The sequence below is a fragment of the Leifsonia sp. GW821-FHT13C05 genome, assembly GCF_058806515.1.
The window spans coordinates 116623-141330 of record NZ_JBXAPT010000003.1; the positions used below are offsets into that span (position 1 = coordinate 116623).

The 24708-nt window shown below is 69.8% G+C and carries 22 protein-coding genes; 16 read left to right on the forward strand and 6 right to left on the reverse strand.

Features of this window, described 5'->3' with window-relative positions:
• The first annotated feature begins 19 nt into the window (after positions 1-19).
• From AC1ROC_RS10955 to AC1ROC_RS11005, 11 genes are all read left to right on the forward strand, one after another.
• Positions 20-1645 carry a D-alanyl-D-alanine carboxypeptidase/D-alanyl-D-alanine-endopeptidase gene (locus AC1ROC_RS10955; RefSeq protein ID WP_493000130.1) on the forward strand — a complete coding sequence of 542 codons (1626 nt, stop codon included), beginning with the start codon at positions 20-22 and terminating at the stop codon, positions 1643-1645.
• Between the two features lie 11 nt (positions 1646-1656).
• Positions 1657-2238: an isochorismatase family protein gene (locus AC1ROC_RS10960; protein ID WP_493000132.1), complete on the forward strand. Its 582-nt coding sequence runs from the start codon at positions 1657-1659 to the stop codon at positions 2236-2238.
• Positions 2239-2320: 82 nt separating this feature from the next.
• The gene (locus tag AC1ROC_RS10965; RefSeq protein WP_493000134.1) at positions 2321-4552 is read left to right on the forward strand and encodes an MMPL family transporter; all 2232 of its coding nucleotides are present in this window, start codon (positions 2321-2323) and stop codon (positions 4550-4552) included.
• 145 nt (positions 4553-4697) lie between these two features.
• A complete protein-coding gene (locus AC1ROC_RS10970) occupies positions 4698-5729 on the forward strand; it encodes a thiamine pyrophosphate-dependent enzyme (RefSeq protein WP_168688817.1) in 1032 nt (343 codons plus the stop codon).
• Positions 5722-6750, forward strand: a complete 1029-nt coding sequence (locus AC1ROC_RS10975; RefSeq protein ID WP_085369211.1) for an alpha-ketoacid dehydrogenase subunit beta — start codon at positions 5722-5724, stop codon at positions 6748-6750. Before AC1ROC_RS10970 ends, AC1ROC_RS10975 begins: the two co-directional genes overlap by 8 nt.
• Positions 6743-7066 carry a biotin/lipoyl-containing protein gene (locus AC1ROC_RS10980; protein WP_085369210.1) on the forward strand — a complete coding sequence of 108 codons (324 nt, stop codon included), beginning with the start codon at positions 6743-6745 and terminating at the stop codon, positions 7064-7066. The genes AC1ROC_RS10975 and AC1ROC_RS10980 overlap by 8 nt, the downstream gene beginning before the upstream one ends.
• Before the next feature lies 1 nt (position 7067).
• Positions 7068-7838 (forward strand): alpha/beta fold hydrolase, encoded by a 771-nt coding sequence (locus AC1ROC_RS10985; protein WP_493000137.1) that lies wholly within the window; start codon positions 7068-7070, stop codon positions 7836-7838.
• Between the two features lie 49 nt (positions 7839-7887).
• Positions 7888-8391 (forward strand): Lrp/AsnC family transcriptional regulator, encoded by a 504-nt coding sequence (locus AC1ROC_RS10990; RefSeq protein WP_085369209.1) that lies wholly within the window; start codon positions 7888-7890, stop codon positions 8389-8391.
• Entirely contained in the window at positions 8388-9854 is a 1467-nt protein-coding gene (locus AC1ROC_RS10995; RefSeq protein WP_493000140.1) for an NAD-dependent succinate-semialdehyde dehydrogenase, read from the forward strand. Before AC1ROC_RS10990 ends, AC1ROC_RS10995 begins: the two co-directional genes overlap by 4 nt.
• Position 9855: 1 nt before the next feature.
• The gene (locus AC1ROC_RS11000; RefSeq protein WP_493000142.1) at positions 9856-11043 is read left to right on the forward strand and encodes a thiolase family protein; all 1188 of its coding nucleotides are present in this window, start codon (positions 9856-9858) and stop codon (positions 11041-11043) included.
• A gap of 26 nt (positions 11044-11069) precedes the next feature.
• Complete coding sequence (locus AC1ROC_RS11005) at positions 11070-11831, forward strand: 3-hydroxyacyl-CoA dehydrogenase (RefSeq protein ID WP_493000144.1); 762 nt, start codon at positions 11070-11072, stop codon at positions 11829-11831.
• Between the two features lie 28 nt (positions 11832-11859).
• On the opposite strand, the gene AC1ROC_RS11010 is transcribed toward AC1ROC_RS11005, so the two are convergent.
• The gene (locus tag AC1ROC_RS11010; RefSeq protein ID WP_493000146.1) at positions 11860-13302 is read right to left on the reverse strand and encodes a helix-turn-helix domain-containing protein; all 1443 of its coding nucleotides are present in this window, start codon (positions 13300-13302) and stop codon (positions 11860-11862) included.
• 115 nt (positions 13303-13417) lie between these two features.
• Here AC1ROC_RS11010 and AC1ROC_RS11015 point away from each other — a divergent pair, with 115 nt between their 5' ends.
• Positions 13418-15253 carry a phosphoenolpyruvate carboxykinase (GTP) gene (locus AC1ROC_RS11015; RefSeq protein ID WP_493000148.1) on the forward strand — a complete coding sequence of 612 codons (1836 nt, stop codon included), beginning with the start codon at positions 13418-13420 and terminating at the stop codon, positions 15251-15253.
• A 126-nt stretch (positions 15254-15379) separates the two neighbouring features.
• On the opposite strand, the gene AC1ROC_RS11020 is transcribed toward AC1ROC_RS11015, so the two are convergent.
• A complete protein-coding gene (locus AC1ROC_RS11020; RefSeq protein WP_493000150.1) occupies positions 15380-17377 on the reverse strand; it encodes an ABC transporter ATP-binding protein in 1998 nt (665 codons plus the stop codon).
• A gap of 134 nt (positions 17378-17511) precedes the next feature.
• Between AC1ROC_RS11020 and AC1ROC_RS11025 the strand changes: the two genes are divergently transcribed.
• From AC1ROC_RS11025 to AC1ROC_RS11035, 3 genes are read left to right on the forward strand one after another with little or no spacing between them, the layout of a single operon-like run.
• Positions 17512-18438, forward strand: coding sequence for an ABC transporter ATP-binding protein (locus AC1ROC_RS11025; protein ID WP_168688824.1), 927 nt, complete (start codon positions 17512-17514; stop codon positions 18436-18438).
• Positions 18435-19280: an ABC transporter permease gene (locus AC1ROC_RS11030; protein WP_085369201.1), complete on the forward strand. Its 846-nt coding sequence runs from the start codon at positions 18435-18437 to the stop codon at positions 19278-19280. The genes AC1ROC_RS11025 and AC1ROC_RS11030 overlap by 4 nt, the downstream gene beginning before the upstream one ends.
• A 32-nt stretch (positions 19281-19312) precedes the next feature.
• Positions 19313-20122 carry an ABC transporter permease gene (locus AC1ROC_RS11035; protein ID WP_247597406.1) on the forward strand — a complete coding sequence of 270 codons (810 nt, stop codon included), beginning with the start codon at positions 19313-19315 and terminating at the stop codon, positions 20120-20122.
• Positions 20123-20136: 14 nt separating this feature from the next.
• On the opposite strand, the gene AC1ROC_RS11040 is transcribed toward AC1ROC_RS11035, so the two are convergent.
• Positions 20137-21534, reverse strand: a complete 1398-nt coding sequence (locus AC1ROC_RS11040) for an MFS transporter (RefSeq protein WP_168688829.1) — start codon at positions 21532-21534, stop codon at positions 20137-20139.
• Between the two features lie 187 nt (positions 21535-21721).
• On the opposite strand from AC1ROC_RS11040, the gene AC1ROC_RS11045 reads away from it, so the two are divergent.
• Complete coding sequence (locus AC1ROC_RS11045) at positions 21722-22216, forward strand: DUF2269 family protein (protein ID WP_085369198.1); 495 nt, start codon at positions 21722-21724, stop codon at positions 22214-22216.
• A gap of 111 nt (positions 22217-22327) precedes the next feature.
• Here the strand turns inward: AC1ROC_RS11045 and ribH are convergent, their stop codons facing one another.
• Genes ribH through AC1ROC_RS11060 form a run of 3 tightly spaced genes read right to left on the reverse strand, consistent with a single transcriptional unit; the run spans position 22328 to position 24707 of the window.
• Positions 22328-22804 (reverse strand): 6,7-dimethyl-8-ribityllumazine synthase, encoded by a 477-nt coding sequence (ribH, locus tag AC1ROC_RS11050; protein WP_168688830.1) that lies wholly within the window; start codon positions 22802-22804, stop codon positions 22328-22330.
• Entirely contained in the window at positions 22801-24069 is a 1269-nt protein-coding gene (gene ribA, locus AC1ROC_RS11055) for a GTP cyclohydrolase II (RefSeq protein WP_434951923.1), read from the reverse strand. Before ribA ends, ribH begins: the two co-directional genes overlap by 4 nt.
• Positions 24066-24707, reverse strand: coding sequence for a riboflavin synthase (locus AC1ROC_RS11060; protein ID WP_085369194.1), 642 nt, complete (start codon positions 24705-24707; stop codon positions 24066-24068). The genes ribA and AC1ROC_RS11060 overlap by 4 nt, the downstream gene beginning before the upstream one ends.
• Between the last annotated feature and the right edge of the window lies 1 nt (position 24708).

Below are 24708 nucleotides of genomic sequence, written 5' to 3' on the forward strand. Positions count from 1 at the left end.
ACGCAGGTAATATACCCGGATGCGCGAATCGGACCAGCCCGATATTGGCATGCCGGACGGCTCTGAGCCGGAATCGGCCGACACCCCCGCCACCATCGTTCCCCCAGCGGACTCGGCATCGCCGAGCGATCCCGCCACGGCGTCGACCCGCGCGGCCAGGCGCTCGGAGGAGCGCGCAGGGTCGGGCGCAGGCGTCGGCGCCGGTGCGGCCGCCGCCTTCGGCGGCGTGCTCGCTGCGATCAGGAACCACCCGAAGGCGTGGATCATCGCCGGGGCATCCGCTGCGTTCGTCATCCTCGGCGCAGGATCGGTCGCCCTCGGCGCGACCGTCGGCTCGTCCGCCGAGGCGGCGGCGGTCCCGACCCACAGCGCGACCCCGACTCCCACGCCCACCCCGACCAAGACCGCCGACCCTGTGCGTCCCGTCCCCGCCAACCAGCCGGCGGCGAGCCGCGTGCGCACCTGCTCCGTCGCCGGGCTGTCACAGGACGGCAGGCTCGGCAACCTCGAAGCCCAGGTGGTGGATGCGCGCACCGGCGAGGTCGTCTTCGACAGGAACGGCGGAAAGCCGGGACCCACCGCGAGCGTGCTGAAGACCCTCACCTCCGCTGCCGCCCTGCAGGTGCTCGGCCCCGACTATCGGGTGGCGACCACCGTGGTCAAGGGAAGCGCGCCCGGCCAGATCGTCATCGTCGGCGGGGGAGACGTCACGCTCTCCCGGCTGCCGGACGGGCAGGCGTCGTTCTACACCGGCGCCCCGAAGATCCAGGATCTCGCGAACCAGGTCAACCAGGCGATGGGCGGCCAGCCCATCACCTCGATCGTCACGGACACGTCGCTGTTCGGCGGCCCGGTCTGGCAGCCGAGCTGGGACGAGCGCGAGGAGCGCGTCGTCGAAGGCTCGACCTCGTACATCACGGCGCTGCAGGTGGACGGCGACAGGGACGACCCCACCGCCGTCGAGTCCCCGCGCAGCACCGACCCCGTCGCCCGTGCCGTGCAGTACTTCCAGCAGTACCTCGGCACGAACGTCCCGGTCAGCGCAGGCACCGCCCCGGCGGGGGCCCCGCAGCTCGCGGCCGTGCAGTCGCAGCCGGTGACCACGCTGATCGACCAGGCGATGCGCGTCTCCGACAACACGATCATGGAGGAGCTGGCCAGGCTCGTCGCGATCAAGACGGGCGCTGGCAACACGTTCGACGCCGAGAACGCCGGGGTGCTCGCCGCGCTGAAGCCGTACGGGATCGACACCACGGGCATCCACATCGCCGACGGGTCGGGGCTCAGCGCGGACAACGCCGTGCCGCCGTCGTACCTGACGCAGCTGTTCATCAAGGTGCTCAACAAGCAGAACGGGCTCGGCGTCGTCTACGACGGCCTGCCGGTCGCCGGGCAGTCCGGCACGCTCGGGCCGGGATACAGCAGGTTCACCGGAGCGAACTCGGTCGCCAGGGGAGCCGTGCTCGCCAAGACCGGGTGGATCGACAACGGGTACACGCTGTCCGGGATCATCAACGCGGCGGACGGCACCCCGCTCACGTTCGCGGTGTTCGCACTCGGCAATGTGGGAGACAATGCCAAGCAGGCGATCGACACGCTCGTCACCGGCTTCTACAAGTGCGGCGGCAACCTCTCCAACCAGTGACGGAGGCCATCATGGGCAAGGCTCTGTTCATCATCGACGTGCAGAACGACTTCACGGAGGGCGGCGCCCTGGGCGTCGACGGCGGCGCTGCGGTGGCCGCGGGGATCACCCGCTACCTCGCCGAGCACGCCTCCGAGTACGCGGAGATCTTCGCCAGCCGCGACTGGCACGACGCCGACAATGACAACGGCGGGCACTTCGCGACGGAGGCGTCCCCGGACTTCGTCGTCACCTGGCCGCAGCACTGCGTGGCGGCCACGACGGGCGCCGAATACCACCCGGCGCTCGACACCTCTGCGGTGACGTTCCACATCCGGAAGGGCCAGGGCGTCCCGGCGTATTCGATCTTCGAGGGGCACACCGAGGCGGGGTCGAGCGTGCACAACCTGCTCGACGAGCACGGCATCGACCAGATCGACGTCGTCGGCATCGCGACCGACTACTGCGTGCGGGCGTCTGCACTGGATGCGCTGAGCCAGGGTCAGCGCGTCCGCGTGCTCACCGATCTGGTGGCGGGGGTGGCGCCCGCATCGTCGGAGGCGGCGCTGGCGGAGCTGGCCCGCGCGGGAGCGGAGCTCGTCACCGCGGGGTGATAGCCGGGATGCGGGGTAGCACCCCCGCGTTATGCGCGCTAAGCTGATTACTAACTTGGCTAGCTAATCCGGAGGCGCACTGATGAAGACCCGATCCGACTGGAATCCGGCACGCTGGCTGCGCATCGTGCTGCCCGCCGTCGTCATCGTCATCTGGTTCATCGCCGCGGGCGTCGGCGGACCCACCTTCGGCAAGCTCTCCTCCGTCTCCGAGAACGGCCAGGCCGCCTTCCTCCCCGCCAGCGCGGAGTCGACCGAAGTGCAGGAGTGGCAGAAGAAGTTCACGGACTCGAACGCGATCCCGGCGATCGTCGTCGTGCAGTCGGACACGAGCATCCCGAAGTCGGACCTGGCGGAGTACGCGAGCCTCGGCGTGAAGCTCGGTCAGGTCGACGGCGTGCAGAAGCCGGAAGGCGATGCGGAGACCAGCGTCGCGGGGCCGATCCCGTCCGAGGACGGCAAAGCGGTCGAGTTCATCGTTCCGATCGCGGACTCCGACCACGTCAAGACCGTGGTGGCCGACCTGCGCACCGTGGTCGCCGACAACCTGCCGGACGGCACGCAGGGCTGGGTGACCGGACCCGCCGGGCTCACCGCCGACCTCGTCAACGCGTTCGGCGGCATCGACGGCATCCTGCTGCTGGTGGCCGTCGGCGCCGTGTTCCTCATCCTGCTGCTGGTCTACCGGTCGCTCGTGCTGCCGTTTCTCGTGTTGTTCACGTCGATCTTCGCCCTGTGCGCCGCGATCCTGGTGGTCTACCTGTTCGCGCTGTGGGGCTGGATCAAGCTCAGCGGGCAGAGCCAGGGCATCCTGTCGATCCTGGTGATCGGCGCCGCCACGGACTATTCGCTGCTGCTGGTCGCCCGCTACCGGGAGTCCCTGGAACACGTCGAGTCGCGCTGGGCGGCCATCGGGCGGGCCTGGCGTGCGGCGTGGGAGCCGATCGCCGCTTCCGGTGCGACCGTGATCCTAGCCTTGCTGTGCCTGCTCTTCTCCGACCTCAACTCCAACAAGAGCCTCGGCCCCATCGCCGCCATCGGCATCGTGTTCTCGCTGCTGTCCGCCCTCACCCTGCTCCCGATGCTGCTCGTCGTGTTCGGCAGGGTCTCGTTCTGGCCGTTCCGCCCGAAGTTCGTTGGCGAGCATCCGGCGGAGCACAAGCACGCCGATGGCCGGCGCATCGCGGGCCTCGAAGGCATCACGGGACTCTGGCGCAGGGTCGGGACCCTCATCGCCCGCCGCCCCAGGGTGACCTGGGTCGTCGCCCTCGTGCTTCTCGCGGCGTGTGCTGCGGGCGTCACCCAGCTGAAGGCGAACGGGGTGCAGCAGACCGACCTCGTGCTCACCCAGTCCGACGCGGCAGACGGGCAGAAGATCCTCGCGAAGCACTTCGATGCCGGCTCCGGCAGCCCCGTGCTCATCGTGGCTGCGGAGGACGACGCGGATGCTGTCCTCTCCGCTGTCGAGAACACGGACGGCATCGCGACGGCCACGCTCTACACCGGCAACGCCCGGCCCGCCTCGGCCGGCGGCGCATCCGGTCCGGCCGGTTCGGCGCCGGAGCCGATCGTGAAGGACGGCCGCGTGCTCATCAACGCGACCCTCTCGTCGGAGGCGGACTCCGCCGCGGCGGAGCAGACGGTCCGCGATCTGAGGGAGACCCTGCCGAAGACGGACCCGACGGTGCTCGTCGGCGGCGTCACCGCCATAGCGCTCGACACCAACGACACTGCGCAGAGCGACCTGATCAAGATCATCCCGATCGTGCTCGCGGTCATCCTGGTGATCCTGATGCTGCTGCTCCGCTCGATCCTCGCCCCCGTGCTGCTCATCGCGAGCGTCGTGCTCTCGTACGCGGCAGCGCTCGGTGTCTCGGCCCTGGTGTTCAACCACCTGTTCCACTTCCCCGGAGCGGACGCCGCGGTGCCGCTGTTCGGCTTCGTGTTCCTGGTGGCGCTCGGCGTGGACTACAACATCTTCCTGATGACGCGGGTGAGGGAGGAGTCCCTCCGCATCGGGACGCGCCCCGGCATCCTGCGCGGCCTCGGCGTGACGGGCAGCGTCATCACGTCGGCCGGCGTCGTCCTGGCGGCGACGTTCGCGGCCCTCGGCGTCATCCCGATCCTGTTCCTGGCGCAGATCGCCTTCATCGTCGCCTTCGGCGTCCTGCTCGACACGGTCATCGTGCGCTCGCTGCTGGTGCCCGCCGTCTCCTACGACATCGGCCGCGCGATCTGGTGGCCGTCGAAGCTGTGGAAGGAGACCACGCACGACGAGAAGCGCGGGGCGGAAGCGGTGACGACCGCCGAGTAGGCGGTAGCGCAATCCGCCTGCCGTGCCCGAGGCCGACTGTGCACATTGTGCAGTGTCGGCGACGCATCCATATCCGGAATAGACAGGATGAGCAGCGCACGCTGAGCGTGTTGCCCACCGCATCCACCCCTGCGAGCATGGCGGCATGACCCTGACCACTCCCGAGAGCGCCGTTGGCGAGCGTGGCGACGATGCTGCGCTTCTCCGGCGGCTGTATCGCACGATGGTGACCGTGCGGCGGCTCGACCTCGATGGTGTCGCCATGCAGCGGCAGGGCATCGTGCCCGGCTATGCGCCGATGCGCGGGCAGGAGGCCGCCCAGGTGGGCAGCGCCGCCGCCCTCGACCTGGCGCGCGACTTCGCCTTCCCGACCTACCGGGAGCTGGGCGTCGCCGTGGCGATGGGGGTCGACCCCGTCGCCTATCTCGCCTCGCACCAGGGTGCGTGGCACGGCGGGTTGTGGGATGCGGCCGCCGCCAGGCTCGCCCCGATCAACGCCGTCGTCGGCGGAGCCGTCACGCACGCCGTCGGGTGGGCGCTCGGCGCCAAGCTGGACCGCAACGGAGGATGCGCGATCGCGTACTTCGGCGACGGCGCCAGCTCGCAGGGCGACATCCACGAGGCCATGAACACCGCAGGCGTCTCGCAGCTGCCCGTCGTGTTCTTCTGCCAGAACAACGGCTGGGCCATCTCGGTCCCCACCAGCAGGCAGGTCGCGGGCGGCTCGGTCGCCGCGCGCGCCGCCGGGTACGGGATGCCCGGGGTGCGGATCGACGGGAACGACGTCGTCGCCGTGTACGAAGCGACCCGCGACGCCCTTGACCGCGCCCGCGACGGGGGCGGCCCGACCGTGATCGAGGCGATGACCTACCGTCTCGGCCCGCACTCGACCTCCGACGACCCCGGGCGCTACCGCAGCCTGGACGAGGAGCAGAGCTGGCTCGCGCGCGACCCGCTGTCGCTGTGCGAGGAGCGGCTGCGGGCCACAGGGACCGTCGGCGACGACTTCTTCGCCGAGGTGTCCGACACCGCGAACGCTCTCACCGAGCGGGTGCGCGCCGACGTCGCAGCGCTCGGCGGACGGCCGGGTGAGGAGATGTTCGATTTCGTGTTCGCCGAAGCGCCTGCTGCGCTGCTCGGGCAGAAGCGCGCGTGGGAGGAGTCACGACATGGCTGAGATCACCAGGGAGCGTGAGCGACCAGCAGCGGCCGAGGTCACCACGATGCAGCGCGCGCTGAACCGCGCGCTCGACGACGCCCTCGCCGCCGACGACCGCACCCTCGTGTTCGGGGAGGACGTCGGCACGCTCGGCGGAGTGTTCCGCGTCACGGACGGGCTGAACGCCAAGTACGGCGACGACCGCGTGTTCGACACCACGCTTGCCGAGTCGGGGATCATGGGCATGGCGGTCGGCCTCGCGATGGCCGGATGGCGTCCGGTGCCGGAGATCCAGTTCGACGGGTTCTCCTATCCGGCCATCGACCAGATCGTGAACCAGGTCGCCAGGATGCACTACCGCAGCCGTGGGGCGTTCACGATGCCGATCACGCTGCGGCTGCCCAGCTTCGGCGGCATCCGCGCGCCGGAGCACCACGGAGAGAGCCTGGAGGCGCTGTTCGCGCACGTTCCTGGGCTCAAGGTGGTGTCGCCGTCGACCCCGGCGGAGGCGTACACGCTGCTCCGGCAGGCGATCGACGACCCGGACCCCGTGATCTTCCTCGAACCCAAGTCGCGGTACTGGCACAAGGCCGCCGTGGACGAGGCCGAGCTGTCCGAGCGGCTGCCGGTGGGCGCATCCCGGGTCGTCAGGCAGGGCAAGCACGTCACGCTGGTCGCCTGGGGCGCGATGGTCGCCCGCTGCCTGCAGGCCGCCGAGCTCGGCGCGGAGGACGGCGTGGAGATCGAGGTGGTCGACCTGCGCTGGCTGAAGCCGATCGACGCCGACGGGCTCGCCTCGTCGGTCGCGAAGACCAAGCGCGCCGTCGTCGTGCACGAGGCGCCGCTCACCGCCGGACTCGGCGCCGAGGTCAGCACGCTCATCACCGAGCGCTGTTTCGGCGACCTGCGCGCACCCGTGCAGCGCGTGACAGGGTGGGATGTGCCGTACCCGTCCCCGGTGCTCGAAGACGAGTACCTGCCGAGCATCGACCGCATCCTGGAAGCCGTACAGAAGACGTTGGAGTATCGCCGTGGCTGAGATCACGTTCGCCCTGCCAGACCTCGGCGAGGGCCTGCAGGAGGCGACCGTGCTGGAATGGCTGGTCGCCGAGGGGGACTTCGTCGAGCGGAACGCGCCGCTCGTCGAGGTGGAGACGACGAAGTCGGCCGTCGAGCTGCCGTCGCCGCAGTCCGGGACCGTCGCGCGGTTCCATGCGGAGGAGGGACAGACGCTCGAGGTCGGGGCGTCGCTGATCACCTTCACCGTCGACGACGACACCGCCGGGATCGTCGGCACCGTGCCCGTCGACGAGGCGCCTGCGCGTCGGGTGCGCCTCCAGCTGCCGGAGGACTGACATGACCGACTCCGGACACGAGGGCGTCGCGACCACCGGCGACGGGATGCGCATCGCATACGTCCGCCACCCGGGCGACGACCCCGTGCTCCTCGTGCACGGCTTCGCCACCACCGGAGCGCTCACCTGGGAGGCGACCGGCTGGGTCCGCGCGCTCGCCGAGGCCGGCCGTGGCGCCATCGTTCCCGACCTGCGCGGCCACGGCGGCAGCTCGGCGCCGCACGACTCGGCCGCGTACTCCCCGGAACTGCTCGCCGGCGACCTCGTCGCCGTGCTGGACGCGGAGGGTCTCGACCGCGTGGACGTCGTCGGGTACTCGATGGGGTCGTGGGTGACGCTGGCGCTGGTCGGGCTCGCGCCCGAGCGCATCCACCGGGTGGTCGTCGGCGGCATCGGAACGGTCGAGCAGTTCGCACACTGGGGGGTGGATGCTGTGCGCTCCGCCCTGCTCGACGGCACGGACACCGTTCCTCCGGAGTCTCCGCTCGCCCCGCTGCTGTCGTCGCTGCGGCAGGCGCCGGGCGTCGACACGGCAGCGCTCGCCGCGTGCGTGTCCGGGATGGCCGCGCATCCACTGCCGCTGCGGTCGAGCGCGCCGACGATGCTCGTGGTCGGCGAGGTGGATCCGGTGACCGATGGGCGGGAGGACGCGGCGGCCGCGCTCGGCGCCGAACTGGTCGTACTGCCCCGTCGCAACCACGTGACGTCGCTGAGCGCGCGAGCGTTCAAGCAGGCTGCTCTGCCGTTCCTGGGAGCCGCCGTCAGCGTGTAGGCGTTCGCACTTTCGAGTCGTACGATGTGCGAGGACCGTAGGAGGCCGCATGCCGATCGACAAGCTGGACGCCGAGCTGATCGCGCTGCTCACCGCTGAGCCGAGGCTCGGCGTGTTCGAGGCATCCCGCAGGCTCGGCGTCGCCCGGGGCACCGTTCAGGCGAGACTCGACCGCTTGCAGCGCTCCGGCATCGTCAAGGATTTCGCACCGACCATCGACAGCGAACGGCTCGGCTATCCGGTGACGGCGTTCGTGACGGCGGAGATCGCGCAGGGCGACAGGGACGTGACGGTCGTCTCGCACCTGAGCGAGATCCCCGAGGTGCTCGAGGTGCACACCATCACCGGCGCCGGCGACCTGATGATCCGCGCCGTCGCGCGCTCGAACGCCGACCTGCAACGGGTGATCGACCGCATCGTCAGCGACCCGGGCATCACGCGCACCTCGACGGTGATCGCGCTGGCGACGAAGATCGACCACCGCGCCGTGCCGCTGGTGGCCGCTGCAGTGGAGGAGCGCGCAGGCGCAGAAGACATGGGAGAAGAGAGATGAACGAGCAGGAACTCCTGGCGAAGGTCCCCGACCGGCTGTACATCGGCGGCGCGTGGGTCGACGGCACGTCGGGCCGCAGCATCGACGTCTTCGACCCGGCGACGGGGGAATCCATCAAGACCATCGCGGACGCGTCGGAGGCGGACGGTGCTGCCGCTCTGGATGCTGCCGTCGCCGCTGCCGACGACTGGGCGGCCACGGCGCCGCGCGTGCGCGGGGAGATCCTGCGCAGGGCGTTCGACCTGCTGCAGGAGCGTCGAGACGAGTTCGCCCTGTTGATGACGCTCGAAATGGGCAAGCCCCTCGCCGAAGCCAACGGCGAGGTCACGTACGGCGGCGAGTTCCTGCGCTGGTTCGGCGAGGAGGCCGTGCGCATCGCCGGTCGCTACGCCACCAGCCCGGAGGGGACAGGGCGGATGATCGTCTCGCAGCATCCCGTCGGCCCGTGCTTCCTCATCACGCCGTGGAACTTCCCGCTGGCGATGGCCACCCGCAAGATTGCGCCAGCGCTGGCGGCCGGATGCACGGTGGTCGTCAAGCCCGCCGCCCTCACCCCGCTCACCACCCTCTACTTCGCGAAGCTGCTGGAGGACGCGGGGCTGCCGGCCGGCGTGGTGAACGTGATCACCACCTCCACGTCCGGGAAGGTGTCCGGGCCGATCATCGCCGACCCGCGCCTCCGGAAGCTGTCGTTCACCGGCTCGACCGAGGTGGGGCGCTCGCTGCTGAAGCAGTCCGCACAGAACGTGCTGCGCACCTCGATGGAGCTCGGCGGGAACGCACCGTTCGTCGTGTTCGAGGACGCAGACCTCGACAAGGCGGTGGAGGGCGCGATGCTCGCCAAGTTCCGCAACATCGGGGAGGCGTGCACCGCGGCCAACCGCTTCATCGTGCACGAGTCGGTCGCCGACGAGTTCGCGGCACGCGTCGCCGAACGGGTGCGCGGGATGCGCGTCGGCCGCGGAACGGAGGAGGGCGTCACCATCGGCCCCCTGATCGACCAGGATGCGGTCGACAAGGCGGCGACGCTCCTCCAGGATGCTGTCTCCCGCGGCGCGACCGTGCTGGCGGGCGGGTCGCGCATCCCGGGCACCGGCACGTTCTTCGAGCCGACCGTGGTCACCGACGTTGCGGCGGGGAGTGACATCCTCCGCGAGGAGATCTTCGGGCCCGTGCTCTCGATCGTGCGCTTCGCCGACGAAGACGAGGCCGTGCGGATCGCCAACGACACCGAATTCGGGCTGGTCTCCTACGTGTTCACGAAAGACCTGGCGCGCGGACAGCGGATGATCGAGCGGCTGCAGACCGGGATGATGGGCCTCAACGTCGGCGTCGTCTCCAACGCGGCAGCACCGTTCGGCGGGGTGAAGCAGTCCGGGCTCGGCCGCGAGGGCGGCCTGGAGGGCATCCACGAATACCTGTCCACGAAGTACACGCTCACCCCCGACCCGTTCGGAGCCTGAGATGGCAGCCGAAGCGGTCATCGTCGACGTGATCCGCACCCCCTCCGGGCGTGGCAAGCCGGGAGGGGCGCTCTCGGACATCCACCCGGCCGACCTGCTCGCCGGGGTGCTGGTCGAACTGCTGCACCGCAACGGGCTCGACCCCGCGCTCGTCGACGACGTGATCGGCGGATGCGTCACCCAGGCGGGCGAGCAGGCCGGCAACATCACCAGGACGGCCGTGCTCAGCGCCGGCTTCCCGGAGAGCGTCCCCGGCGTCACCATCGACCGGCAGTGCGGGTCGAGCCAGCAGGCGGCGGCATTCGCGGCGCAGGGCGTGATCGCGGGCGCGTACGACATCGTGATCGCGTGCGGGGTGGAGTCGATGAGCCGCGCGCCGATGGGATCGAACGTGGGCGGCGCATCCATCGGAGGGGCGCTACTGAAGCACCGCTACCCGGACGGGCTGGTCAACCAGGGCGTCTCCGCCGAGCTGATCGCCGAGCAGTCGGGGTTCGCCCGCCCCGAGCTCGACGACTTCGCCGCCCGCTCGCACGCGCTCGCCGCGGAGGCCGCCTCGTCGGGAGCGTTCGACGGCGAGCTGGTGCCCGTGCCGACACCGGACAGCGGAAGCGTCACGGCCGACGAGACCATCCGGCCGGGCACGACACCGGATGCGCTGGCTGCGCTGAAGCCGTCGTTCCGCACCGAGGCGCTCGCCGAGCGCTTCCCGCAGCTGGACTGGCGGATCACGCCGGGCAACTCCTCCCCGCTCACCGACGGGGCGTCTGCGGCGCTCATCATGAGCGCTGAGGCCGCCGAGCGGCTCGGGCTGCGGCCGCGGGCGCGCTTCCATAGCTTCGCGGTGGCCGGGAGCGACCCGCTTCTGATGCTCACCGGCGTGCTCCCTGCGACGCGGAAGGTGCTCGACCGCAGCGGCCTGCGGCTGGACGAGATCGACGCGTACGAGGTGAATGAGGCGTTCGCGCCCATCCCGTTGCTGTGGCAGCGCGAGTTCGACACCGATCCGGCCAAGCTGAACCCGCACGGTGGCGCGATCGCGCTCGGGCACGCGCTCGGCTCGTCCGGCACGCGGCTGCTGGCCACCCTGCTGAGCGAGCTCGAAGCATCCGGTGGCCGCTACGGCCTGCAGGCCATGTGCGAAGGCGGAGGCACCGCCAACGCCACCATCATCGAAGTCCTCCGCTGACCGCGGCACACGCGAAAGGGAACACCATGCAAATCGACGGATGCTCGGCCATCGTCACCGGAGGCGCCAGCGGGCTCGGCAACGCCACGGCCCGTGCCCTCACCGAGGCCGGCGCGCACGTGGTCGTGCTCGACCTGCCCGGCTCGGAAGGCGAGAAGGCGGCGACGGCCCTCGGCCCGACCGCGCGGTTCGTGGCTGCCGACGTGGCGAACGAGGATCAGGTGCGGGCGGCGGTGGAGGTCGCGTCGACGCTCGGCCCGCTGCGGGTGGTGGTCAACTGCGCGGGGATCGCCACGGCCGCCAAGGTGCTCGGCAGGGATGGCGTCCTCCCTCTCCAACAGTTCGAGAGGGTGATCAGGGTGAACCTCATCGGGACGTTCAACGTGGTGCGGCTGGCCGGGGCAGCGATGGTGCAGACCGAGGCGCTGGGGGAGGAGCGCGGCGTGATCGTGAACACCGCATCCGTCGCCGCGTTCGACGGCCAGATCGGGCAGTCGGCGTACTCGGCGTCGAAGGGCGGAGTGGCGGCCATGACGCTGCCGCTGGCCCGCGAGTTCGCCAGGGACCTCATCCGGGTGGTCACGATCGCGCCCGGCATCTTCGAGACGCCCATGATGGCGGGCCTCCCGCAGCCTGCCCAGGACTCGCTCGCCGCTCAGGTGCCGCACCCCTCCCGCCTCGGCAAGCCGGCCGAATACGCCGCCCTCGCCCTCCACATCATCGCCAACCCCATGCTCAACGGCGAGACCATCCGCCTCGACGGAGCCATCCGGATGCAGCCCCGCTGACCGGCCGCCCCCATTGCTGGGGAAGCGGTCAGGAGGCGGAGTGGGCCTCAAGGAAGGTGTAGACGTCGGAGTCGTCGACGCCGGGGAACGAGCCGGAGGGCAACGGAGAGAGGATGTGCGCGTGCAGGCGCGCGCTCGGCCACGCCTGGCCGGCCCAGCGGCTCGCGAGCCCGGCAGGCGGGCGCTTGCAGCACGACTCGTCCGGGCAGTGCGACTCCGCCCGCGCCGTCGTCTCCCTCCCGCGGAACCACTTGGCCTGGTCGAACGGCACGCCGACGCTGATCGAGAACCCGCCGGCCGAGGTCGTGCCGGTCTGGGTGGCGCACCAGTACGTGCCGGCCGGAGTGTCGGTGTACTGGTACATCTCCGTGGTTCGGTTGGTGTGCGTGAACGCCGACCGCGCTCCCCACTTGCGGCAGACGATCTGGCCCTCGATGGATCCGGTCACATCCGTCGGCAGCGGAAGGCCGTCGTTCTCGTAGCCCTTGTAGAGCGCCCCGTCGTCGCCGACGCGCAGGAAGTGCAGCGTCATGTCGAGGTGCGTGGTCGCCAGGTTGGTGAGCCGGAGCGCCGCGGCCTCGTGGGTGACGCCGAACGCATCCCGGAAGTCCTCGACCGCGATGTCCTTGTCGTCCTTGGCCTGCTTCAGGAAGCCGACGGCCGCCTCCCTGGGCATCAGGCACGACGCCGCGAAGTAGTTGATCTCGAGCCGCTGCCGCAGGAAGTCCGCGTAGCTCTGCGGGCGCTCGTGGCCGAGCAGCCGGTGCGCCATCGCCTGCAGCGCCATCGACCGCAGGCCGTGACCGCCCGGGATGCTCGCGGGCGGCAGGTAGATGCGCCCGTTGGCGAGGTCGGTGATCGAGCGGGCGGAGTGCGGCAGGTCGTTGACGTAGATCAGGTCGAAGCCGAGCTGCTCGGCCATGATGCTGACCTCGCGGTGGGTGAGCGCGCCGTGGGTGTGCCCGGATGCGCGCACGCGCTCCTCGGCCAGCTCCTCGATCTCCGCGATGTAGTTGTTCTGCGCTCGCATCCGCTCGCGCAGCTCGGTGTTGGCCCTGCGTGCCTCCTCCGGGGTGGCGATGGCCTCCGATGCGCGCCTGCTGAGCTCCCTGTGCATCCCGACGAGCGCTTCCAGCGTCTCCGTCGGCGTGCCCTTGGTCGGCTTGACGGACGGGAGCCCGAGCGAGTTGTAGAGCGGGCCTCGCTGCGCCCTGGCGAGCTCGATCTCGAGGGCGGCCCGCGCATCCGGTGGCTCGGCGGACAGCAGATCGGCGAGCTGGACCCCGAGCGCTGACGCCAGGGTGGTGAGCAGCGTGACGCGCGGCTCGCGCTTGCCGTTCTCGATGAGCGACAGCTGGCTCGCCGCGACCCCGGTGGCCGCGCTCAGCTCGTCGAGGGTGAGGCCGCGCTGGGTGCGGAAGTGCCGGATGCGGTGGCCGAGCGTCGCAACGTCGGCGGTGGACTGCTCCATGCCTTCACGATAGCGAAAGAATCGCGATTCTTTCCAGGCTTTCGACGCAGATTAAGCCGGAAAACTCACGGATGCTTGGTTCACAGCCAAACTTTCAACCCGAGAGGACTCCGGAATGACACTCGCCGAGCTCCCGCTCTCCGACCTCGATGACCAGCCGGACGGCCTGGACGCCCTGCGCGCCTGGGTCGCCGACATCGCCGCCATCACGCAGCCGGACGATGTCGTCTGGTGCGACGGATCGCTCGCCGAAGCAGACAGGCTCACCAAGCAGCTCGTCGCGGAAGGCAAGCTCATCCGCCTGAACCCGGAGTGGCGGCCGAACAGCTTCCTCGCCCGCACGGACCCCGGCGACGTGGCCAGGGTCGAGGACCGCACCTTCATCTGCTCCGTCGACGAGACCGATGCAGGCCCCACCAACAACTGGCGCGAACCGGAAGGGATGCGCGCAGAGCTGCGCGAGGTCTTCACCGGCAGCATGCGCGGTCGCACCATGTACGTCGTCCCGTTCTCGATGGGCCCGGTCGGCGGCCCGATCTCGCAGGTCGGCGTGCAGCTCACCGACTCCGCGTACGTCGCCGTCAGCCTCGGGATGATGACCCGCGTCACCTCGACGGTCCTCACCCTCATCGAGGCAGGGCAGCCGTGGGTCGCGACCGTGCACAGCGTCGGCGCACCCCTGGTGGATGCGGGCGGCACGCGCCACGACGACGTCGCCTGGCCGTGCAACGAGACCAAGTACATCGTGCAGTTCCCGGAGACCAGGGAGATCTGGTCGTACGGTTCCGGCTACGGCGGGAACGCGATCCTCGCCAAGAAGTGCTTCGCCCTGCGCATCGCATCGGTGATGGCGCGGGACGAGGGCTGGCTGGCCGAGCACATGCTGATCGTCAAGGTGACGTCGCCGGAGGGGCGCGCGTTCCACATCGCCGCGGCGTTCCCGTCCGCGTGCGGCAAGACGAACCTCGCGATGCTCCGTCCGAGCATCCCGGGCTGGACGGTGGAGACGGTCGGAGACGACATCGCCTGGCTGCGTCAGGGGCCGGACGGCCGGCTGCGCGCGATCAACCCGGAGGCGGGCTTCTTCGGTGTCGCTCCCGGCACGGGGCCGGCCACCAACGCCACAGCGGTCGACACACTGTGGGGCAACACGATCTTCACGAACGTCGCGCTGCGCGACGACGGCGACGTGTGGTGGGAGGGCCTCACCGAGGAGCCGCCTGCGCACCTCATCGACTGGCGCGGGGAGGACTGGACGCCGGCGAGCGGCCGTCCCGCCGCGCATCCCAACTCCCGGTTCACGGTGTCGGCCGCACAGTGCCCGGCGATCTCCGACGACTGGGACGCGTTCGACGGGGTGCCGATCGACGCGATCCTGTTCGGCGGGCGCCGGGCCACCAACGTGCCGCTCGTCGCGCAGTCCCGTGACTGGAACCACGGCGTCTTCCTCGGTGCGACCATCTCGTCCGAGCAGACGGCCGCCGCGGAGGGCACCGTCGGAGAGCTGCGCCGCGACCCGTTCGCGATGCTGCCGTTCTGCGGATACAACATGGCCGACTACTGGGGCCACTGGCTCCGGATGGGGGAGAAGCTCGGCTCGAACGCCCCGGCGATCTTCCAGGTCAACTGGTTCCGCAAGGGGGAGGGCGGCCGGTTCCTCTGGCCGGGATTCAGCGAGAACGCCCGCGTGATCGAGTGGATCGTGCGTCGCGTGGAGGGCAGCGCAGGGGCAGTGGATGCTCCGATCGGCCGCCTGCCGCTCCTCGCCGAGCTCGACCTCGATGGGCTCGACCTGCCGGACGCCGACGTGGATGCGCTGTTCGACGTGGACAGGGACTCCTGGCTGGCCGAGTGCGACCTCACCGAGGAGTTCTTCTCCCGGTTCGGCGACCGGGTGCCCGCCGCGCTGCGCGCCGAGCTCGCGTCGCTGCGCTACCACCTGCGCGCCTAGCCGCAGCCGCGCCGCGTCCGCGCCGCCCCGACCCCCGCGCCTGACCGCGGGTACACAATCGAGTCCGAACCTCTTCGCTCCGCTCCCCGGCGTGTCTCGTGAAGAGGTTCGGACTCGATCTTCGTGCTAGACGAGCAGCTGGTGCTTGGCGAGGTCGCGGTAGAGGGGGGTGGAGGCGACCAGCTCGGAGTGGGTTCCGGTATTGAGCACGCGGCCGTGGTCGAGCACGACGATCTGGTCGGAGTCGACGACCGTCGAGAGCCTGTGCGCGATGACGATGAGGGTCCGGTCCTCGGCCACGGCGTCGATCGCCTCGCGCATCAGCTGCTCGTTGCGTCCGTCGAGGCTCGACGTCGACTCGTCGAGCAGCAGCACGGGAGGGGCGGCGAGCAGCGCGCGGCCGATGGCGAGACGCTGGCGCTCGCCTCCGGACAGCATGATGCCGTCTTCGCCGACCGGAGCATCCAGGCCCTTGTCGTCGCGTTCGAGCACCTCGGTGAGGTTGACGGCGTGCAGCACCTGGATGCACTCCTCGTCCGTCGCATCCGGAGCCGCGAGCTTGAGGTTGTCGCGCAGCGAGCCGGCCAGCACGGGGGCGTCCTGCTCGACGTAGCCGATCTGGCCGCGCAGTGCTGCGCGGTCGAGGGTGCGCACGTCGAGGCCGCCGAAGCGCACCTCGCCGGCGGTCGGGTCGTAGAAACGCTCGATCAGCGCCAGGATGGTCGACTTGCCTGCGCCGGACGGCCCGACGAGCGCGGTGCGCTTGCCGCGCGGGGCGGAGAAGCTCACGCCGTGCAGCACACCGGAGAGTCGGTGCTTTCCTGCCCCGTCCGTTTCCCCGTCTCCTCGCCCGGCGGCGACCTCGGCCTCGGCGACGATGTCCGTGCCGCCCATCGCCTCGAACGCGAGCCGCTCCATGCTGGCGGCGTCGTCGGCCGCGGTTGCTTCCTGCGGCGTTCCGTCCGGCGTCGGCTCCGCCTTCACCGAGGAGTCCGGGTAGGAGAAGTGCACGTCCGCGAACTCGATCGCGGGCGCATCCGGTGCGAGCCCTTCGTTGGCGGCGCCGATGCTGAGGGCGAGCGGGGCGATGTCCCTGTCGTGCTGGTCCTCGGCAGGCAGGTCGATGATCTCCTGGATGCGACCGAGCGCACCGAGCGCGGAGTTCACGGCCGTGACGGCCCCGAACGCCTGGCCGAGCGGCAGGATCATCATGAACAGGAACAGGATGAACGCCACCAGGTTCGCCACCGTGATGGCGCCGCTGGCCACGCGGAAACCGCCGACGCCGAGCACGACCAGGAACGACACCTGCATCGCGATGCCGGCGACGGGGACGACGAGTGCCGAGATCTTCGCGACCTGGATCCCCATCTTCCAGGCGCCGGTCGCGTCGGCGTCGATCGCCGCGATCTCGCGGTCCGTCGCGTTGGCGGCACGGATGGTGCGCACCGAGCTGATCGCCCGCTCGACGGAGGCGGCGAGATCCCCGACCTTCGCCTGAGCCCGCTGGCTGGCCACCCGGATGCGCCCGGAGAGCAGCGTGACGACCACGATCGACACGGCGATGACGAGCACGGTCAGCCCGAGCAGCACCGGGTCGATGATGAGCATCGCGATCAGAGCGCCGATGAAGGTGAGGGCGCCGCCGATGGCCTCCACCAGGCCCTGCGTGAGCACGGCGCGCAGCAGCGTGGTGTCCGAGCCGACCCGCGACACCAGATCGCCCGTGCGGCGGGTGTCGAACTCGCTGATCGGGAGGTTGAGCATTCGGGCCACCAGCCTGCGGCGGGAGGAGAGCACGACGCCCTCACCCGTGCGCTGCAGCAGGTAGTGCTGGTAGCCGGAGATCAGGGCGGAGACCACCACGAGGATCACGAGCAGCCAGACCAGGCCGCCGAGCGGCTGCTGCTTGCCGACGATGTCGATCACCTGGCTGACCAGCAGCGGCTGGGCGAGGCTTGCCGCAGCGCCGAGCACGCTGAGCACGATGACGACGCTCAGCACGGCCTTGTGCTCGAACAGGTATGGGAGGAGCTGGCTGAACTTCGCGCGGGGGCCTTCGTCGTCGCCCTTGCCTGGTCGGCCGAGGCGTCGCCGCGGTTGGCTGGTCTGTTCGGTGGTCATGACTGTCTCGTTCGTCTTTTCGGGATTCGTGGGGAGGTTCGGGGTGCGCCGGGAACCGAGTGCTACTTCGACCGTACTTCCTGCCGACTGCTTGTTTGCTCAGATGTCCGGGGATCGGTCTATCGTGATGAACTATGCCAACGCCTGTCATCACCGCGAACAACCTCGTCAAGAAGTACAAGGAGTTCGCCGCCGTCAACGGCATCAGCTTCGAGGTCGCGCCCGGGGAGTCGTTCGGGCTGCTCGGCCCGAACGGCGCTGGCAAGTCGACCACGATGCGGATGGTCGGGGCGGTCTCAACGCGCACGGGCGGTGAGCTGAGCATCCTGGGCCTCGACCCGAACAGCCACGGGCCGGAGATCCGGTCGCAGCTGGGGGTCGTCCCGCAGGCGGACAACCTCGACACCGAGCTCCGGGTGCGCGACAACCTCATCGTCTACGGCAGGTACTTCGGTCTGCCGGGCACCCGCGTGCGGAAGCGGGCGGACGAACTGCTGGCGTTCGCGCAGCTGGAGGACAAGGCGAAGGCCAAAGTCGACGACCTCTCCGGCGGCATGAAGCGGCGCCTCACCATCGCACGCGCGCTCATCAACGACCCGCGCATCCTGTTGCTGGACGAGCCGACCACCGGCCTCGACCCGCAGGCGCGGCACATCCTCTGGGACCGCCTGTTCCGGCTCAAGGAGCAGGGAACGACGCTCGTGCTCACCACGCACTACATGGATGAGGCCGAACAGCTCTGCGACCGGCTGGTGGTCGTGGACAAGGGCAGCATCATGGCGGAGGGCTCTCCGGCGTCGCTCATCCGCGAGTACTCCTCGCGCGAGGTGCTGGAGGTGCGATTCGGGTCCGATCGCAACAGCGAGGTGGCCGAGCGGCTCGACGGCATCGGGGAGCGCATCGAGGTGCTGCCCGACCGCATCCTGGTCTACAGCGACGACGGCGAGGCGGAGCTGGTGCGCATCACCGAGCGCGGCCTGCACCCGATCACCAGCCTGGTGCGGAGGTCCAGCCTCGAAGACGTGTTCCTCCGGCTCACCGGCAGGAGCCTGATCGAATGACGACGACAGCAGGCACAGCGCCGGATGCGCAGCTCGCCATCGCGGCCGCCGTCAAGCCGCGCAGATTCGGGGCGTGGTACGTCGCGGAGCACCGCTTCCGCGTGATGCGCTCCTACCTGCAGACGGTGCTGATGACCGCGATCGGCTACCCGCTGCTCTACCTCTTCGCGATGGGCGTCGGGCTCGGCAGCCTGGTCAGCAAGAACCTGGGGGAGCAGGGCGTCGACGGCGTCAGCTACCTTGCGTTCGTCGCGCCGGCACTCCTCTGCACGGCCGCGGTGACGATCGCGAGCGAGGAGTTCACATACCCGGTGATGCTCGGCTTCAAGTGGAACCCGACGTTCTACGGCATGAACGCCGCCCCGATCGCCGCCGGTCAGATCATCGACGGGCTGGTGATCTCGGTGGTCGCGCGCCTGTTCACCGCCAGCATCATCTACTACGTGGTCATGGTGCTGTTCGGCGCCGTCCCGTCCGCCGCCGGGTTCCTCGCCATCCCGGTCGCCGTGCTCGCCGGGGTCGCGTTCGGCGTCCCGGTGATGACGTACGTGGCAACGCTCGAACAGGACACGGGGCAGCTCGCGCTGGTGATGCGCTTCGTGCTGCTGCCGATGACCCTGTTCTCCGGCACCTTCTTCCCGCTGACCGCGATGCCGTGGTTCCTGCAGTGGATCGGCTGGCTGTCCCCGCTCTGGCACGCCTCGGAGCTCGCCAGGGTGTTCACCTACGGCATGGCGGAACCGCTCTGGCTCACGATCACGCACGTGCTCTATCTGGTCGCCCTGTTCGTCGTGTTCTGGATGTGGACCCGCCGGATCGCGGCGAGGAGGCTGAACAAGTGAGCGGGCAGAGACAGACCACCGCCGACGAGCCGTTGATCGCGACCGTGGCGCACACCAGGCCGCTGAGCGCGCTCTACGCGGGGAACGCATCCAGTGTCATGCAGCGCGGCTGGCTCGCCACCCGCAGCACCAACTGGCTCGTGATCGTCTCCGGGTTCTTCGAGCCGATCTTCTACCTGCTGTCGCTCGGCGTCGGCCTTGGGGCGATGGTCGGTCAGGTGACGACGTCGTCCGGGCAGGAGGTCGGGTACGCGGCGTTCATCGCCCCGGCGCTCCTGGCGACGGCGGCGATGAACGGCGCGGTCTACGACTCCACCTGGAACGTGTTCTTCAAGATGCACTTCGCGAAGCTCTACGAGGGGATGCTCTCCACCTCGCTCGGCCCGCTCGACGTGGCTCTCGGCGAGATCCTGCTCGCGCTCGCGCGCGGGGCGCTCTACGCTCTCGGCTTCATGCTGGTGATGCAGGCGCTCGGGCTCAACCTGTCGTGGTGGGCGATCCTCGCGCTCCCCGCCGTGCTGCTGATCGCGTTCGGCTTCGCCAGCTTCGGGATGGGCATCACCAGCTACATGAAGACCTTCCAGCAGATGGACTGGATCAACTTCGTCATGCTGCCGATGTTCCTGCTCTCGGCCACGTTCTACCCGATCACGGTGTACCCGCCCGCGATCCAGGTGATCATCCAGGCTCTCCCGCTCTGGCACGGCGTCGAACTGGTCCGCAGCCTGACCACCGGCGCCGTCGACGCCGGCCTGCTCTGGCACGTGCTGTACTTCGTGGTCATGATCGTGCTCGGGCTCATCCTGACCACGCGGCGGCTGCGCGCGCTGTTCCTGGACTAGCCGCCGCGCCGCCGCTACGAGACGTTCTCGGTGAAGTCCACGTCCTTCGTCTCCTTGCTGAGGAACAGCGCGATCAGCGTCAGCACTCCGGCGAGGGACAGGTAGACGCCGACCCAGACCGTCGAGCCGTGCGCCATCGTCCACAGCCAGACGGCGATGGTCGGTGCGACGGCCGCGCCGAGCACGCTGGCCAGGTTGTACGCGATGGCCGAGCCGGTGTAGCGCACGTTCGTGGGGAACAATTCGGGCAGCTGGGCGCCCATCGGGCCGAAGGTGAGGCCCATCAGGGTGAAGCCGACGATGAGCAGGGCCATCGTGCCGACGAAGCCGCCTCCGAAGAGCGGGACGAACAGCAGGCCGAAGACGATGATCCCGAGCGTCACCCAGATCAGCGTCTTGCGGCGGCCGTAGCGTTCGGCGAGCGGTCCGGCCACCAGGGTGAAGATTCCGAAGAACACGACACCGACGATGAGCATGATGAGGAACTCGTTGCGGGTGTAGCCGAGGCCGGGGACGAAGGCGGCGGGATCGAACGCCTTGCCCGCCTTCTCCGCCGCCGCGCGGGCGGACGCCTCGGTGGCGGCCGTCGTGCCGTATGTGAGGGTGAACGCGGTCATCAGGTAGAACAGCACGTAGGTGGCCAGCATGATGAACGTGCCGAGGATGATCTGGTACCAGCTGGTCTTGAACACGCGGGCGAGCGGCAGCTTGGCGACCTCGCCCGTGTCGACGACCTTCTGGAACGCGGGGGTCTCGACGAGCTTGAGCCGCACGTACAGGCCGACGATCACCAGGATGGCGCTGAGCAGGAACGGCACACGCCAGCCCCACGCGCTGAACGCCTCCGCGCTCATCGAGAGGTTGAGGACCAGGAACAGCAGGTTGGCGATGATGAAGCCGATCGGGGCGCCGAGCTGCGGGAAGGTGCCGTAGATCGCGCGCTTGCCCGCCGGTGCGTTCTCGGTCGCCAGCAGGGCGGCTCCGCTCCACTCGCCGCCGAGGCCGAGCCCCTGGCAGAAGCGCATGATCACGAGGAGGAACGGCGCCCAGAACTCCCAGCCCGGCACCTGAGCGGTGGGCAGGCAGCCGATGAGGACGGTCGCGATGCCCATCGTCAGCAGCGAGCCGACGAGGGTGCCCTTGCGGCCGATCCTGTCGCCGAAGTGCCCGAACAGGATGGAGCCGACCGGGCGCGCGATGAAGGCGACGCCGAAGACGGCGAACGACGCGAGCAACGCGGTGGTCGGGTCTTCGTTCGTGAAGAACAGGGCGGGGAACACCAGGACGGCGGCGGTCGCGTAGACGTAGAAGTCGTAGAACTCGATCGACGTGCCGATGAGGCTGGCGAGGATGACGCGGCCGCGCGTGTTCGCTGGTGCGGCTGGTGGGGTGACGGAGGCCGTCGAAGACATGGGGGTGCTACTTCCGGGGTGCGTGACGAACAGTGAACGATGCTGTGGATGCGGGCGTCGGTCGGGCGTCTCGCGAACTCGTGAGCAGAAAATCGGTGGGTACGGCGCTTGTGGCGCCCCTCCACCATACGTCGGAGCCGCGGCAGGCCAGAAACCGGGCGACGGACCGGATCGCTACGCTGGAGGCATGGATACTCTGTTCGCTGTTCTGCACGTCGTGTCTGCCGTCTTCATCGTCGGCCCGATGGCCATCCTCCCGATGACCGCCATGCGCGCCGTCCGCGCCGGAAACGCGGGACAGGTGACCACCCTGGCGAAGTCGACCAACATCTTCTCGCTGCTGTCGCTGCTCGTGGTCGTCTTCGGCTTCGGCGTGATGGGGATGTCCGACCCGAAGTACAAGACCTCGGTCACGACGCCCTGGATCCTGTGGTCGATCATCGCCTACGTCATCGCCCTCGGCCTGACGCTGTTCGTGGTCGTGCCCGCCATGAAGCGCGCGGCCGAAGCGCTCGAGGTTCGTGCGACATCCGGTGCACCAGCCGCCGTCGCGGCCGGGCAGACCCCGGCGGCCGAGGCCGCCGACCTGTCTTCCCGCGGCTACCCGGCGATCGCGGCGGGTTCCGGCGTCGCCTCGCTGCTGCTCGTGCTCGTCGTCGTGCTCATGGTCTGGAAGCCGTAGGCCGACCTGCCCCGCCCGTTGGCGAGATGCCACTATCTGTCGAGCATCCCGGGCGTTTCGCCGCAGTTACTGGTATCTCGCTGCCGGAGGGGGCGACCCTGTGGATGAGGGTCAGGCCCGCAGCGCCCGGAGGGTCAGCGCCGTGCTGAGCGCGGCGTGCGCCGCCTCCGCGCCCTTGTCCTCGCGCGAGCCGGGCAGGCCGGCCCTGTCGATGCCCTGCGCCTCGTCGTCGAGCGTCAGCACGCCGAAACCGACCGGCTTGCCGGTGTCGATGGCGACACGCGTGAGCCCGTCCGTCGCGGCGGAGGACACGTACTCGAAGTGCGGCGTGCCGCCCCGGATGATGACACCGAGGGCGACCACGGCATCCGCGCCCGACTCCAGCGCGGCCTTGCTCGCCACGGGCAGCTCGAAGCTGCCGGGCACGCGCACCAGCGAGAACGTCGCTCCAGACGCCTCCAGCGTGCGCTGGGCTCCCGCGATCAGGCCGTCGGTGATCTGGTCGTGCCAGGTCCCGGCCACGATGACCACGTTCAGGCCGGTTCCGTCGACGGTCTCCTCGGCGTTCGGGGCTCCCGCTCCGCTCATCGTGCTGTCCTTTCGGCTGTCTGCTCTGCAGGGGTGAAGAGGTGACCCATGCGGTCACGCTTGGTTTCGAGGTATCCCTCGTTGAAGGTGCCGACGCCCACGACGAGCGGCACGCGCTCCTCGACGGCGATGCCGTGCTCTTCGAGCTGGCGCACCTTCTCCGGGTTGTTGGTGAGCAGGCGCACCGACTGGATGCCGAGCTCCTGCAGGATGGCCGTGGCCGCCCCGTAGTCGCGGGCGTCGATCGGCAGGCCGAGGGCGAGGTTCGCATCCAGGGTGTCGAGACCCTCCTCCTGCAGCTTGTACGCGCGCAGCTTGTTGATGAGCCCGATGCCCCTGCCCTCGTGACCGCGCAGGTAGACGACCACGCCGCCCTCCCGCTGGATCGTGTCGAGCGCAGCGTCGAGCTGCGGACCGCACTCGCACTTGAGCGAGCCGAACGCCTCGCCGGTGAGGCACTCGGAGTGCACCCGCACCAGTGTTCCGGATGCGCTGGGCTGGCCGGACACGATGGCCACGTGGTCGGCGCCGGTCATCCTGTCGCGGTATGCGCGCATTTTGAACGAGCCGTGCGTGGTCGGCACCGTGGTCTCGACCTCGAAGATCACCCGAGAGGTCTCGGGGATCGGGGTGACCGTCTCGAGCTGCTGGTCGCAGTGGAACTCCTGCAGGTAGGCGATCAGCGCCTCGATGGTGATGACGAGCACGCCCTCGCGCTCGCCCAGCTCGATCAGCCCGGGCAGGCGCATCATCTCGCCGTCGTCCGCGACGATCTCGGCGATGGCTCCCACCGGGGTGAGGCCGGCGAGCTTCAGCAGGTCGACCGCAGCCTCGGTGTGGCCGTCGCGCTCCCGCACGCCGCCGTCGACGGCGCGCAGGGGCAGGATGTGGCCCGGCCGGTGCAGGCTGGCCGGCACGGAGTCGAGGTCGGCGAGGACGCGCAGCGTGTGGGCGCGGTCCGCGGCGCTGATGCCGGTGCTGAGCCGGTCGGCCGCATCCACGCTCACCGTGTAGTTGGTGCCGCGCGAGTCCTCGTTGGTGGCGACCATCACCGGCAGGTCGAGCCGGTCGGCGATCTCGTTGGTCATCGGTGCGCAGATGAAGCCGGACGAGTTCTTGACCGTCCAGGCGATCCACTCCTGGCTGGCCAGCTCCGCGGCGAGGATGACGTCGCCCTCGTTCTCGCGGCTCTCGTTGTCCGCGACGATGACCGGGCGGCCGGCGCGCAGTTCGCTCAAGGCCTGGGGGATGGTGGCGAGGCTCATGATGCGCTCCGTTCGGGTTCTGCTGTCAGTGGTCCGTAGCCGAGGCCGAGCATCCGCTCGACGTGCCTGGCCAGGATGTCGGTCTCGATGTTGACGCGGTCGCCGACGACGCGCTCGCCGAGGGTGGTGGCCGCGAGCGTCTCCGGGATGAGGGACACCTCGAACCAGCCGTCGTCGATGGTCCCGCCGACCTCGCTCACCGTGAGCGAGACGCCGTCGATGGCGATCGAGCCCTTGCGGGCGACGAGCGGGGCGTGCTCCGGGTCGAGGCTGAGCCGCACGACGCGCCAGGCGCTGCCGTCCGTGATGGCGATGACCTCCGCCGTTCCGTCGATGTGGCCCTGCACGATGTGGCCGCCGAGGCGGTCGCCCACCTGGGCTGCGCGCTCCAGGTTGACCGTGCGGCCGGGCTGAACGCCGTCCAGCGTGCTCATCGCGAGTGTCTCCGCCATGACGTCCGCCGTGAACGTCTCCGCATCCTGGTCGATGACGGTGAGGCAGACTCCGCTGACCGAGATCGAGTCGCCGTGCTTCGCGTCGCTGACGGCGATGGGGCCGCGCACGGTGATCCGTGCCGCGTCGTCGCCGAGGTCGACGGCGACGATCTCGCCCAGCTCTTCGATGATTCCGGTGAACATG